The sequence below is a fragment of the Streptomyces mobaraensis genome, from assembly GCF_020099395.1.
GTDB lineage: Bacteria > Actinomycetota > Actinomycetes > Streptomycetales > Streptomycetaceae > Streptomyces.
The window spans coordinates 1,836,742-1,849,664 of record NZ_CP083590.1 but is presented as its reverse complement, the minus strand read 5'-3'; the positions used below and the strand labels follow the sequence as shown (position 1 = coordinate 1,849,664).

The window sequence follows — 12,923 nt, the reverse complement described above, 5'->3', positions numbered from 1 at the left end:
TCCTGGATTCCCGCCGGGTGCCCCCGGCAGCGGTCGGGGGCCAACACCCGGCTCCCGCAGGCACCTTAGGAAGCGGCCCCACCCGCCGTCGAACGGTCCGCCCCCACTTCGTCCGCTACTTCGTCACATACCCGTCCATGCGGCGTGGGGCACGGATGCGGCCGATGCGCCGGAGAGTTGACGTAGTGCGCGGTCCGTCCTTGGTCCGGGTCACGGCGGCGGTCACGATGATCCGGCGCTCGCCCTGTGAGCGCTCCCCCCTTGACCAGCGAAGGAGCCCCCACGGCCATGACCAACGTCGCCGTCGTCTACTACTCGTCCACCGGGAACGTGCACAAGATGGCCGAGGCCGCCGCGGCCGAGGCGGAGAAGGCGGGCGCCGCGGTGCGGCTGCGCCGGGTGGCCGAACTCGCCCCGCAGAGCGCGATCGAGCGCAACGAGGCGTGGGCCGCCCACGCCGCCGCCACCCGCGACATCCCCGAGGCGGCGCTGGAGGACCTGGACTGGGCGGACGCCATCCTCTTCGGCACGCCCACCCGGTTCGGGCTGCCGGCCGCCCAGCTGAAGCAGTTCCTGGACACCACCGGCGGCCTCTGGTTCCAGGGCAAGCTGGTCAACAAGGTGGTGTCGTCCTTCACTTCGTCGAACAACACCCACGCCGGCCAGGAATCCACCATCCTCGCGCTGAACAACACCTTCTACCACTGGGGCGCCGTCATCGTCCCGGCCGGCTTCGCGGACCCCGTCCAGTTCGAGCAGGCCAACGGAAACCCGTACGGCGCGAGCAGCGTCACCGACAACGTCCCGGGCAACGTCCACCCGGACAACCTGGCCTCGATCGCCTTCCAGGCCCGCCGGGTCGTGGAGATCGCCAAGGCGCTCGGCGCGGGGCTGTCGGCGGCCTGAAAGACGTCTCCCGTGTGATGAGTTCCGGCCGGATGTCGGCCGGAAATCTTCTGTCGCCTCCCGATCGCCCTCCCTTGGGCGGACGGGAGGCGTTCATGTGTTCGCAATTCGAGAAGGGAACCGGACGCAGGGTCACAGGTGTGGTTGGATGATCCGCGTATTCCGCTTTTGGACAGGAGGCCAGGACGCTGTGACCTGCTGACTGTCCAGCCGTACGCGTACCCCGGTGCCCAAGAGGAATTGATGTCGCATCACATACCGGAGGCGGGGGTCTGGTGCCTGATCGTGGCACTGGCCGCCGTGGTGGTCCTGCTGGTCCGGCAGCGGACGGTCACCACCGCGCTGCGGGCCCGCGCCGCCGCACTGGAGGAGAACGTCCGGGCGCGTGACGAGGAGGCCGCGCGCCTGGTCGACGTGCGCCTGCCGGCCGTCGCCGACTCGATGGACAGATCGGAGCCCCTGCCCGGCCTGCTCGACGAACGGCTCACCGGCACCGCGTTCGCCCACAGCCTCCAGGCCGTGATGGAACTCTTCGCGCAGTCCGTGGACAAGGCGCAGGAACGCGCCGACCAGTCCGCCAAGGCGGCGCTCCGCGCCTCCATGCGCGCCCTCCAGGGACTGGCGCACGAACAGCAGCAGGCCATCTCCGGCATGCAGGAACGGCACGACGACCCCGCCGTGCTCCGCGACCTGCTGGAGATCGACCACACCAACTCGCAGTTCGGGCGGCGCGCCCAGGCCATCGGCGTGCTCTGCGGCTCATGGCCCGGGCGGCAGCGCGTCGCCTCCCCGCTGACCGACGTCGTCCGCGGCGCCACCTCCCGCATCCGCGACTACCGGCGGGTACGGGTGCACGGCGACGGGGAACTGGCCGTGGTCAGCCGGGCCGTGGAACCCGTCGTCCTCGCCGTCGCCGAACTCCTCGACAACGCCGCCCGGCACTCGCAGCCCAACACGACGGTGGAGGTCAGCCTCCAGCCCGTGCACAACGGCGCCTGCGTCCTCATCGACGACGCCGGCGTCGGCATGGACGGCCAGGAGATCGACCGGGCCGTCGCCCTGCTCTCCGGACGCCGCGCGGTGGACGTCTCCCGGCTCGGCGACCCGCCGCAGTTCGGCTTCCCCGTCGTGGGCGTGCTCGCCGCGCGCTACGGCTTCAGCGTCTCCGTCGACACGCGCTCGCCGTACGGCGGTGTGCGCGCGGTCGTCTTCCTGCCCACGGCGCTCCTCACCCATCTGGAACTGGACGGTCCGGGCACCACGCCGCTCGCCGCGCCGCGCGCGTCGGGTGCGTCGGGCGGGGGACCGGCGCGCGGGCGGGGCCGGGCGCGGGGCGGCCCTGACGGGCCGGCGACCGGTTTCGGGGGCGGATTCGGGGAGGGCGCTCCGGGCGCTCTCGGCGCGGCCGGGCCGCTGGGCTCGCCCGCCGGTCCGGACCGTACCCCCGGGCCCGGCGCGGGCGGTGACCGTCGGCCGTCCGCCGCGGGTGCGCCGGACTCGGGGCGGCCCGCGTCCCGGCCGTCCGGCGCCGAGGGCCACGACGCCGAGGCCGGCGCCGCGCCCTCCCCGGTCGCGCCCGCCCAGAGATCCACTCCGTCCGCCGGGACCACCGCGGGCGGTCTGCCCAAGCGCCGCCGGCGCCGCCCCGCCGGCCCGCCGGCCGGCTCCGCACCCCTGCCCCCCGAGGCACCGGCACCCGCCGCCCCCGAGCGCACGGCCGAGGAGACGGCCCGGCGCATGGGCGCGTTCGCCCGCGGCACACGCTCGGGACGCGCGGGCCGCACCATGGCCGATACCGGCGGCCCTGCCGAGACCACCGGTCCGTCGGCTACCGGTCCGTCGGCCACTGGCCTCGGTAGGGCTACCGGCCCGTCGGCCACCGACGCGGGCCGGTCCGACGCGGGCCGGTCCGATATCGGCCGCGCTGTCGGTGACGCGGGCCGGACCGCTTCCGGTTTCGGCCGGCCTGCTGAGGCGAGGGGCGGGGCTGCCGACGGTGACCGCGCTGTCGGCCACGAGGGCCGGATGGCAGACGATTTCGGCCGGCCTGTCGCGGGTGGCGGCGAGGCTCGCGACGCCGGTTGGCTCACCGCTGACGCCGACCGGACGGCCACTCATGCCGGTCAGGCCGGTGTGGACCGCCCTGCCGGCGACGCGGGCCGGACCGCCCCCGGTTTCGGCCGGCCTGCCGAGCCGGGTGGCCGGGTTGCCGACGCCGACCGGTCCGATGTCGATCGGTCCGCCGTCGGCCGCGCACTTGGCGACGCGAGCCGGCCCACCGAGGCCGCCGGCCGGAGCGCCTACGGCACCGGCCCGTCCGCTCCCGGCACCGGCCGGTACGCCGATGCCGTCGACCAGCACCCGGGGGCCGGGCACCCCGGATCCGCCGAGCGCGCTCCGCGTGCCGAGGACCGGACGCGGGCTCAGGACCGGATGCCGGGCCGGGCGCCGCTGCACGGCCGGACTCCCGCGCCCGCGCGCCCGGCCGGCCAGGACCCGCGAACCGGCACCCCGCACCCGTACCCCGGCGCGCCGGAGCCGCAGGCCGAGGTCCCGCGCTCGTTCCCTGGCGCCCCGCAGCCGCACGCCGAGGCCCCCGGACCGTACGTCCCGGAACCGCACGCCGAGACCTCGCACCCGCGCCCAGGCACCCCGGCCCCGTACGGCGAGGCCCCCGGTGCGTACCCCGGCGTCGGGGACCCGTACCCCGGCGTCCGGGACCCGTACCCCCGCGTCCGGGACCCGTACCCCGCCGCGCCAGAGCGGTCCGGGGCCGACCCCGGCCTGTCCCCCCGGCCTCACCCCGCTCCAGGACCGCGGCCCACAACCGCCCCCGCCCCCGCCCCCGAGCCCGCAGAAGACGAAGGGAACCCGCACGCGTGAACGACCACCTGAACAACGATCTGGCCTGGATGCTGGACGAGGTCGTGAAGATCCCCGAGGCCCGCCACGCGATCCTGCTCTCCGCCGACGGCATGCTGCGCGCCCACTCCGCGGGCATCGCGCGCGACGAGGCCGAGCGGCAGGCGGCGGCGCTCTCCGGGCTGCAGTCCATCAGCCGTTCGACGGCGGACTTCTGTACCCACCCGGCCCGGCACGAGACGCCCTGGCGGCAGACGCTCATCGAGTTCGCGCACGGCTACGTCTTCCTGATCGCGGCCGGCCCCGGCGCCTACCTCGCCGTCTCGGCCACCGAGAACGTCGACATGGAGGCCGTCACGTACCGCATGCAGAAGACGGTCGACCGGCTCGGCAAGGAACTCGTCAGCCCGCCGCGGCACGACGCCGGGTGGCAGGGCGGCCCGGGCAGCCCGGCGTGACCCCGGCCGTGCCCCGGCGCGACAAGGGGCTGGTACGGCCGTACGTCGTCACGGAGGGCCGGTCGCACCCGACCCGCAACACCTTCGACCTGGTCACCCTGGTGATGGCGCACGGCGACCGGCCGCTCGACGGGCTCAGCCCGGAGAAGCACCGCCTCATGGAGCTCTGCCTGGGCGGCGCCCTGTCGGTCGCCGAGATCGCCGGCTACCTCCAACTGCCCGTCAGCGTCACCAAGGTGCTGCTCAGCGACCTCGTGGACAGCGGCCACCTCAGCACCAGGGCGCCCATCCCCTCGGCACAACTGCCCGAGGCCCAGATCCTCCAGGAGGTGCTCGATGGACTCCGCGCTCGTCTCTGACCGGGGCCGGAGCCCGCACAGCGGCGTCTATCTGCGCGGGACCGTCCGCACCGCGGCCAAGCTGCTCGTCGTCGGCCACTTCGGCGTCGGCAAGACGACGTTCGTCGGCGCGCTGTCCGAGATCCGGCCGCTGCGCACCGAGGAGACGATGACGCAGGCCGGCGCGCACGTGGACGACCTGGCCGGGCTCGACGGCAAGACCACCACCACGGTCGCCATGGACTTCGGCCGGCTCACCCTCAGCGACAGCCTCGTCCTCTACCTCTTCGGCGCCCCCGGCCAGCAGCGCTTCACCCGTCTGTGGCTGGACATGATCCAGGGTGCCCTCGGCGCGCTCGTCCTCGCCGACACCCGCCGGCTGGACCACTCCTTCGACGTCATGGGGCTGCTGGAGGAGCACGGCGTGCCGTACGCCGTGGCCGTCAACCACTTCGACGACGCGCCGGTGTTCCCGGAGGAGGAGATCCGCGAGGCCCTCGACCTGCTCCCCGAGACCCCGCTGGTCACCTGCGACGCCCGGGACCGGATCTCGGCCACCCGCGCGCTGATCACCCTGGTGGACCACCTGCACGCCCGCACCGCCGCCCAGGAGCCCGTGTGACCCGTGTGACCCCTGTGAGTCAGCAGCCGGCCGCCGGCCCGCCGGCCGGCTGCCCCGCCCACCAGGGCGCGGCGCCCCCGCCCGAGGCCGTCCCCCTCCACGGGCCCGACTTCGCCGCCGACCCGCACGCCGTCTACCGGCGGCTGCGCCGGTACGGGCCCGTCGCCCCCGTCGAGCTCGCGCCGGGCGTCCGGGCCCACCTCGTCACCGACTACCGCGCCGCCCTGGACGTCCTGCGCAGCCCCGAGGCGTTCGCCAAGGACGCCCGCCGCTGGCGCGCCCTGGCGGACGGCCGCGTCACGCCCGACAATCCCGTCGTGCCGATGATGGCGTACCGGCCCAACTGCCTCTTCACCGACGGCGAGGCGCACCGGCGGCTGCGCCAGGCGGTCACCGACAGCCTGGAGCGCATCGACCCCAACGCCCTGCGCGGCTACGTCGAGCGCAGCGCCGACGTGCTCGTCGACCGGTTCACCACGGCCGGCGAGGCCGACCTGCTCGGCGACTACGCCAAGGTGCTGCCGCTGCTCGTCTTCAACCAGCTCTTCGGCTGCCCGCCCGCGCTGGGCGACCGGCTCGTCGAAGGCATGTCCGGCATCTTCGACGGCGTCGACGCCGAGCGCGCCAACGCCCTCGTCACCAGCACCTTCACCGAGCTCATCGCCCTCAAACGCCGGCAGCCGGGCGCGGACATGACCTCCTGGCTGATGGCCCATCCGGCCGGGCTCACCGACGAGGAGATGATCCACCAGCTGGTGGTGCTGATGGGCGCGGGCACCGAGCCCCAGCAGAACCTCATCGCGAACGCCCTGCGGCTGCTGCTCTGCGACGACCGGTTCGCGGGCGACCTGGCCGGCGGCAGCATGCCCGTCGACGACGCCCTCGACGAGGTCCTCTGGCTGGACCCGCCGATGGCCAACTACGGCGTCCACTACCCGACGGCCGACCTCGACTTCGCGGGCGTACGGCTGCGCGCCGGCGAACCCGTCGTCGTCAGCTTCGCCGCCGCCAACACGGACCCCGCCCTCCGCCCCGACCACCACTCCGGGCAGCGCACCGGCAACCGCGCCCACCTCGCCTGGAGCGCCGGCCCGCACCACTGCCCGGCCAAGGACCCGGCCCGGCTGATCGCCTCCGCCGCCGTGGAACGGCTCCTCGACCGGCTGCCCGACCTGGAACTGGCCGTCCCCGCCGACCGCCTGGTGTGGCGGCCCGGCCCCTTCCACCGCGCCCTGACCGCGCTGCCCGTCCGCTTCCCGCCGCAGCCCGTGCCCGTACCGGCGGCCGCGTCGGCGGCGGCGTCCGCGTCGGCGTACGTACCGGGGCGGCGGACGGGAACGGCGGAAGGCCGCCCCGGCGGCGGGCCCGCCCGTAGCGCCCCGCGGCCCGCCGCGACCGCTTCCGTTCCCGGGACCGCTTCCGTTCCCGCGGTCACTCCCGCGACCGCTCCCCTCCCCGCTCCCACCCCCGAGACTTTTGGAGACCGCAGATGGAACGTCCCACCTGCCCCGTCACGATCGACCCCGCCGGCCGGGACATCCACGGCGAGGCCGCCCGCATCCGGGCCCACGGGCCGGCGGTCCCCGTGGAGCTCCCTGGGGGCGTGGTGGCGTGGGCGGTGACCTCCCAGGCCCTGCTCAAGCGGCTCCTCACCGACCCGCGCGTCTCCAAGGACCCGCGGCGGCACTGGCCGGCCTGGATCAACGGTGAGATCTCCCCGGAGTGGCCCCTCTACACCTGGGTCGCCGTGCAGAACATGTTCACCGCCTACGGCCCCGACCACCGCCGCCTCCGTTCCCTGGTCGCCAAGGCGTTCACCGCCCGCCGCACCGCCGCCATGCGCCCCCGCGTCGAGAAGATCACCGCGGAGCTGCTGGACGGCCTGGCCACCGCCGAGCCCGGCACGGTCGTCGACCTCCGCGAGGGCTACGCCTACCCGCTGCCCATCCAGGTCATCTGCGAGCTGATGGGCATCGACGACGAGGACGCCCGTGAGGGCCTGCGCCGCTGCGTCGACTCGATCTTCCACACCTCCGCCGACCCCGCCGAGGTCACCGCCACCTACACCGAGATCTACCGGCTGCTGGGCGAGCTCGTCGCCGCCAAGCGCGCGAAGCCCGGCGACGACATGACCAGCGTCCTCATCTCGGCCCGCGACGACGAGGACGGCACCCGGCTCAGCGAGCAGGAGCTGGTCGACACCCTGCTGCTGGTGATCAGCGCCGGCCACGAGACCACCGTCAACCTCCTCGACAACGCCATCCACCTGCTGCTCACCCACCCCGAGCAGCTCGCCCTCGTCCGCTCCGGACGGGCCGGCTGGGACGACGTCGTCGAGGAGGCGCTGCGCGTCCAGGCGCCCGTCGCCAACCTCCCGCTCCGCTACGCCGTCGAGGACATCACGCTCGACGACGGGACCGTCCTCCGCGAGGGCGACGCCATCGTCGCGGCCTACGCGGCGGCGGGCCGCGACCCGGAGCTGTACGGCGAGGGGGCGGCCGTGTTCGACGTGACGCGCGCCACCAAGGACCACCTCTCCTTCGGCCACGGCGCCCACTTCTGCCTCGGCGCCCCGCTGGCCCGGCTGGAGGCCACCGTGGCGCTGCCCGCCCTCTTCGCCCGCTTCCCGGAGCTGCGCCTCGCGCCGGAGGCGGGCGGCGTGCCGGACGGCGGCCTGTCGGAGGGCGGCCTGCCGGACGGCGGCCTTGAGCCGGTGGACTCCTTCATCTCCAACGGACACCGGTCCCTCCCGGCCCTCCTGCACGGCTGAGCGGCGTTCTCCCCGGACGGGGAGCGCGCCGCCGCCCGCCACCCACCAGTCCGAACACGGCCCCGGTGGGTGGCGGGTGGGCGACCGGGGGGCCGAACGCTTACGATCCTCTGCGTGTCCAAATTGACCGACCTGCCGAAACGGATCCTGATCGGGCGGGCGCTGCGCAGCGACAAGCTCGGAGAAACCCTTCTCCCCAAGCGCATCGCCCTCCCCGTCTTCGCGTCCGACCCTCTCTCCTCTGTGGCGTACGCGCCGGGCCAGGTCCTGCTCGTCCTCTCCGTGGCAGGTGCGTCGGCCTACCACTACAGCCCATGGATCGCCGTCGCGGTGGTCGTGCTGATGTTCACGGTGGTCGCCTCGTACCGCCAGAACGTCCACGCCTACCCGAGCGGCGGCGGCGACTACGAGGTCGCCACCACCAACCTGGGCCCGAAGGCCGGACTTACCGTCGCCAGCGCCCTCCTCGTCGACTACGTCCTCACGGTCGCCGTCTCCATCGCCTCCGGCATCGAGAACCTCGGCTCCGCCATCCCGTTCGTCGTCGAGCACAAGACCGCCTGCGCCATCGCCGTCATCGTGCTGCTGACCCTGATGAACCTGAGAGGCGTCAAGGAGTCCGGCAAGCTCTTCGCCATCCCGACCTACGTCTTCGTCGGCGGCGTCTTCCTGCTGATCGCCTGGGGCGTCGTCCGGGGCGTGTTCATGGGCGACACCATGCGCGCGCCCACCGCCGACTACACCATCAACGCCGAGCACAAGGGCCTGGCCGGCTTCGCGCTGGTCTTCCTGCTGCTGCGCGCCTTCTCCTCCGGCTGCGCCGCGCTCACCGGCGTCGAGGCGATCAGCAACGGCGTGCCCGCCTTCCGCAAGCCGAAGTCGAAGAACGCCGCCACGACGCTGGCCCTCATGGGCGGCCTCGCCGTCACCATGTTCTGCGGCATCATCGCCCTGGCCATGGCCACCCACGTGCGCATGGCCGAGAACCCGGCGAGCGACCTCCTGAAGGACGGCAAGCCGCTCGGCGAGGGCTACACCCAGAACCCGGTGATCTCGCAGGTCGCCGAGGCGGTCTTCGGCCACGGCTCGTTCCTTTTCATCATCCTGGCCACCGCCACCGCGCTCGTCCTCTTCCTGGCCGCGAACACCGCCTACAACGGCTTCCCGCTGCTCGGCTCGATCCTCGCCCAGGACCGCTACCTGCCGCGCCAGCTCCACACCCGCGGCGACCGGCTGGCGTTCTCCAACGGCATCGTGCTGCTGGCCGGCGCCGCGATCGTCCTCACCTACATCTACGGGGCCGACTCCACCAAGCTGATCCAGCTCTACATCGTCGGCGTCTTCGTCTCCTTCACGCTGAGCCAGATCGGCATGGTCCGGCACTGGAACCGGCACCTGGAGACCGAGACCGACCCCGGCAAGCGCCGCCACATGGTCCGCTCCCGGGCGATCAACACCTTCGGCGGCTTCCTGACCGGCCTGGTGCTGGTCGTCGTGCTGCTGACCAAGTTCACCCACGGCGCCTGGGTCGCCCTGCTCGGCATGGTGATCTTCTACGCGACGATGACGGCCATCCGCCGCCACTATGACCGGGTCGCCGACGAGATCGCGCTCGAGGACGAGCCCGGCGAGGCGGCCGCCCGGCCGTCCCGCGTGCACTCCATCGTGCTGGTCTCCAAGGTCCACAAGCCGACCCTGCGGGCCCTCGCCTACGCCAAGCTGATGCGCTCGGACACCCTGGAGGCGCTGAGCATCAGCGTCGACCCGGCCGAGACCAAGGCGCTGCGCGAGGAGTGGCACCAGCGGGGCGTCGACGTCCCGCTGAAGATCCTCGACTCGCCGTACCGCGAGATCACCCGCCCGGTGATCGACTACGTGAAGTCGCTCCGCAAGGAGAGTCCGCGCGACGTGGTCAGCGTCTACATCCCCGAGTACGTGGTCGGCCACTGGTACGAGCACCTGCTCCACAACCAGAGCGCCCTGCGGCTCAAGGGCCGGCTCCTCTTCACCCCGGGCGTGATGGTCACCTCGGTGCCCTGGCAGCTCGACTCCTCCGAGGCCGCCCGCCGCCGCGCCCGCAAGCGCGCCGAGTGGAACGCGCCCGGCTCGGTACGGCGCGGCCCGGTCGCCCCGCCGCAGAAGAAGGAAAAGGCCGCGGCGAAGAAGTAACCGGTTCGGGGGTGGTGCGGCGGGACGTAGACTGAACGGCTGTTGCCCAGCCGCACCACCGCCCCACCCCCCCAGGACCAGGAGCTCTTCCCCCATGCAGACGGAACCGACGAAGTCGCTGGTCGGCGAGGAGTACGAGGTCGAGGTCGGCCCGGTCGCGCACGGCGGCCACTGCGTCGCCCGGACGGAGGCGGGCCGCGTCCTGTTCGTCCGCCACACGCTCCCCGGGGAGCGGGTGATCGCCCGGATCACCGAGGGCGAGGAGACGTCCCGCTTCCTGCGCGCGGACGCGGTGGAGATCCTGGAGGCGTCGAAGGACCGCGTCCCGGCCCCCTGCCCGTTCTCCGGCCCGGGGAAGTGCGGCGGCTGCGACTGGCAGCACGTCAAGCCGGGCGCGCAGCGCCGCCTCAAGGGCGAGGTGATCGCCGAACAGCTCCGGCGCCTCGCGGGCCTGACGCCCGAGGAGGCCGGCTGGGACGGCACGGTGGCGCCGGCCGAGGGCGACAAGGTCCCCGCGGGCCAGGTCCCCGCCTGGCGCACCCGCGTCCAGTACGCGATCGACGCCGAGGGCCACGCCGGCCTCCGCAAGCACCGCTCGCACGAGGTCCAGCCCATCGACCACTGCCTGATCGCGGCCCCGGGCGTGAGCGAACTCGGCATCGAGAAGCGCGAATGGCCGCAGATCGCCTCGGTCGACGCCATCGCCGCCTCCGGCTCCGCCGACCGCCAGGTCGTCCTCACCCCGAAGCCGGGCGGCCGCCTCCCGATCGTCGAACTCGACAAGCCGGTCTCGGTGATGCGCGTAGGGGAGAAGGACCAGCGCATCCACCGCGTCCACGGCCGCCCCTTCGTCCGCGAGCGCGCCGACGGCCGCACCTACCGCGTCGGCGAGGGCGGCTTCTGGCAGGTCCACCCGCAGGCCGCCGACACCCTCGTCAAGGCCGTCATGCAGGGCCTCATGCCGCGCAAGGGCGACATGGCCCTCGACCTCTACTGCGGCGTCGGCCTCTTCGCCGGCGCCCTCGCCGAGCGCGTCGGCGACAAGGGCGCCGTCCTCGGCATCGAATCCTCCAAGCGCGCCGTCGAGGACGCCCGCCACAACCTCCAGGACCTCGACCGCGTCCGCATCGAACAGGGCAAGGTCGAGGACGTCCTCCCGCGCACCCGCATCGACAGCGCCGACATCATCGTCCTCGACCCCCCACGCGCCGGCGCCGGCCGCGCCACGGTCCGCCACCTGTCCGGCCTGGGCGCCCGCCGCATCGCCTACGTCGCCTGCGACCCGGCCGCCCTCGCCCGCGACCTGAAGTACTTCGAGGAGGAGGGCTACCGGCCGGCGACGCTGCGGGCGTTCGACCTGTTCCCGGTGACGCATCACGTGGAGTGCGTGGCGATCCTGAAGCGGGTTGCGTAAGGCCCCCGACCTGCCGGTCTGTTCGTGCTCTTTGAAGCGGTGGAGTAACTGTCGCTCCGGCGCCCTCCTCTCCCGGGGAGGGCGCCGTTGCTTGCCCGCTCATGAGTGGATCCGTCGCCGTTCGCGGGTTCGGCGTCGGGAAACGTCGGCCGCGTCGGACTCACGTGCCTTCCGCCGACTCGTGTGCAAGCCTCTCGTCGGGACGCACCTTTACGAGGGGTTTGCATGTTCGATGGCATCTGTGCGGAAGCGGGGGCTTGCCGCTGCGACGGGCGAAGTGGTGCTCATGCCGCGGAGCATGGCATGGGTGTCGACATGCCGGCGGGCAGCCGTCGTCGTCAGTGCGGGCGGCGGGGATCCGGCACGTTTGGTCCGGCGGACGACGATTTGGGCTTCGGCGCCGAGGACGCCCGGCAGCAGGCTGATCTGCTGGAGCATGTAGTGCGACAGCCCCTGGGTGTCCCGGCACATCACCATGGCCATGAGGTTGCTGTCCCCGGTCACATGGGCCGCGAACGCGACCTCAGGATGGCGGGCGAGAGCCGCGGAGGTCTCGGACAGCAGCATGGGCGTCACTTTCAGCCAGACCATGGCTTCGACCTCGTAACCGAAGAGCGCGGGAGCGATCTCGACGGTGAACCGTACGGCGTCCGAGTGCCGGAGCGTTGCCAGCCGGCGGCGGGCGCTCGCCTCCGACCAGCCGGTGACCTCCGCGAGCCGGGAGAAGCCGAGGCGGCCGTCCTTGGACAGGGCGCGCAGCATCCGCCAATCGCCGTCCTGAAGCTCGACTCGTTCGCCGTCGGAATCATGGGCAGCGTGCGGGCGCAAGGCGGACACCTCGTCGGAATCGAGGGCTTCCGTCCGGACCTGCCACCCCGTGGCGCCGGCGACGGGCTGCAGGAGGCACTGTGTGGTGATCACGGCAGCTCGGGGAACCTGACGCAGGGCCCGCCAGAGGCCGGCGTCCTCCTCACCGATCAACGTGTGGACGATGCACATGATTTCGGTGCCCGCGGCGGCGATGCCCACCCAGGTCACGTCCTGACGCCGTGCCAACTGCGCGGCCAGCGCGGGGACCGTCTCGCCGGCCTGGCGAATCCTCACCAGCCAGTCGCGGACGCCGATGTTCCGGCTGTTCGGAACCGCTACCACACGTAGGCCGTGCAACTCCCTGAGGCGTCGGTACCGGTGTCCCAGAGTCCGATCCGAAACGCCGATGACCGACCCGATGCGGCTGAGGGGCGCGCGCCCGTCGACTTGAAGTGCGTGAACCAATTGCCGGTTGACGCGGTCGAGTTCGCATCCGTCCATCCGGTGCACGCTACATGTGGGTGCGTCGGCGTCGCAATGAACCTTGTTCCATTGTCCGACCGAGGAGGACCGA

The 12,923-nt window shown here is 73.1% G+C and carries 10 protein-coding genes; 9 read left to right on the top strand and 1 reads right to left on the bottom strand.

Features of this window, described 5'->3' with window-relative positions:
* Window positions 1-288 precede the first annotated feature (288 nt).
* The 9 genes from wrbA to K7I03_RS07620 all read left to right on the top strand — a co-directional run bounded on the left by wrbA (window position 289) and on the right by K7I03_RS07620 (window position 11,539).
* Window positions 289-906: an NAD(P)H:quinone oxidoreductase gene (gene wrbA, locus K7I03_RS07660; RefSeq protein WP_185943283.1), complete on the top strand. Its 618-nt coding sequence runs from the start codon at window positions 289-291 to the stop codon at window positions 904-906.
* A gap of 243 nt (window positions 907-1,149) precedes the next feature.
* Entirely contained in the window at window positions 1,150-3,789 is a 2,640-nt protein-coding gene (locus tag K7I03_RS34265; RefSeq protein ID WP_398856756.1) for an ATP-binding protein, read from the top strand.
* Window positions 3,786-4,226, top strand: a complete 441-nt coding sequence (locus tag K7I03_RS07650) for a roadblock/LC7 domain-containing protein (RefSeq protein WP_185943282.1) — start codon at window positions 3,786-3,788, stop codon at window positions 4,224-4,226. The genes K7I03_RS34265 and K7I03_RS07650 overlap by 4 nt, the downstream gene beginning before the upstream one ends.
* A complete protein-coding gene (locus tag K7I03_RS07645; protein ID WP_185943281.1) occupies window positions 4,223-4,585 on the top strand; it encodes a DUF742 domain-containing protein in 363 nt (120 codons plus the stop codon). The genes K7I03_RS07650 and K7I03_RS07645 overlap by 4 nt, the downstream gene beginning before the upstream one ends.
* Window positions 4,563-5,186: a GTP-binding protein gene (locus K7I03_RS07640; protein WP_185943280.1), complete on the top strand. Its 624-nt coding sequence runs from the start codon at window positions 4,563-4,565 to the stop codon at window positions 5,184-5,186. The genes K7I03_RS07645 and K7I03_RS07640 overlap by 23 nt, the downstream gene beginning before the upstream one ends.
* Complete coding sequence (locus K7I03_RS07635; protein ID WP_224346946.1) at window positions 5,183-6,808, top strand: cytochrome P450; 1,626 nt, start codon at window positions 5,183-5,185, stop codon at window positions 6,806-6,808. Before K7I03_RS07640 ends, K7I03_RS07635 begins: the two co-directional genes overlap by 4 nt.
* Window positions 6,805-7,956, top strand: a complete 1,152-nt coding sequence (locus tag K7I03_RS07630) for a cytochrome P450 family protein (RefSeq protein WP_224346945.1) — start codon at window positions 6,805-6,807, stop codon at window positions 7,954-7,956. The genes K7I03_RS07635 and K7I03_RS07630 overlap by 4 nt, the downstream gene beginning before the upstream one ends.
* Window positions 7,957-8,070: 114 nt before the next feature.
* The gene (locus K7I03_RS07625) at window positions 8,071-10,125 is read left to right on the top strand and encodes an APC family permease (RefSeq protein WP_185943278.1); all 2,055 of its coding nucleotides are present in this window, start codon (window positions 8,071-8,073) and stop codon (window positions 10,123-10,125) included.
* A gap of 94 nt (window positions 10,126-10,219) precedes the next feature.
* Complete coding sequence (locus K7I03_RS07620; RefSeq protein WP_185943277.1) at window positions 10,220-11,539, top strand: class I SAM-dependent RNA methyltransferase; 1,320 nt, start codon at window positions 10,220-10,222, stop codon at window positions 11,537-11,539.
* A 210-nt stretch (window positions 11,540-11,749) separates the two neighbouring features.
* Here K7I03_RS07620 and K7I03_RS07615 read toward each other — a convergent pair whose 3' ends face one another.
* The gene (locus K7I03_RS07615; RefSeq protein WP_185943276.1) at window positions 11,750-12,850 is read right to left on the bottom strand and encodes an Lrp/AsnC family transcriptional regulator; all 1,101 of its coding nucleotides are present in this window, start codon (window positions 12,848-12,850) and stop codon (window positions 11,750-11,752) included.
* Between the last annotated feature and the right edge of the window lie 73 nt (window positions 12,851-12,923).

Bases quoted from the DNA above. Each gene is read 5' to 3' on its own strand.
- wrbA (WP_185943283.1), top strand. From the start codon at position 289: ATGACCAACGTCGCCGTCGTCTACTACTCGTCCACCGGGAACGTGCAC.
- K7I03_RS34265 (WP_398856756.1), top strand. From the start codon at position 1,150: ATGTCGCATCACATACCGGAGGCGGGGGTCTGGTGCCTGATCGTGGCA.
- K7I03_RS07640 (WP_185943280.1), top strand. From the start codon at position 4,563: ATGGACTCCGCGCTCGTCTCTGACCGGGGCCGGAGCCCGCACAGCGGC.
- K7I03_RS07620 (WP_185943277.1), top strand. From the start codon at position 10,220: ATGCAGACGGAACCGACGAAGTCGCTGGTCGGCGAGGAGTACGAGGTC.
- K7I03_RS07615 (WP_185943276.1), bottom strand. From the start codon at position 12,850: ATGGACGGATGCGAACTCGACCGCGTCAACCGGCAATTGGTTCACGCA.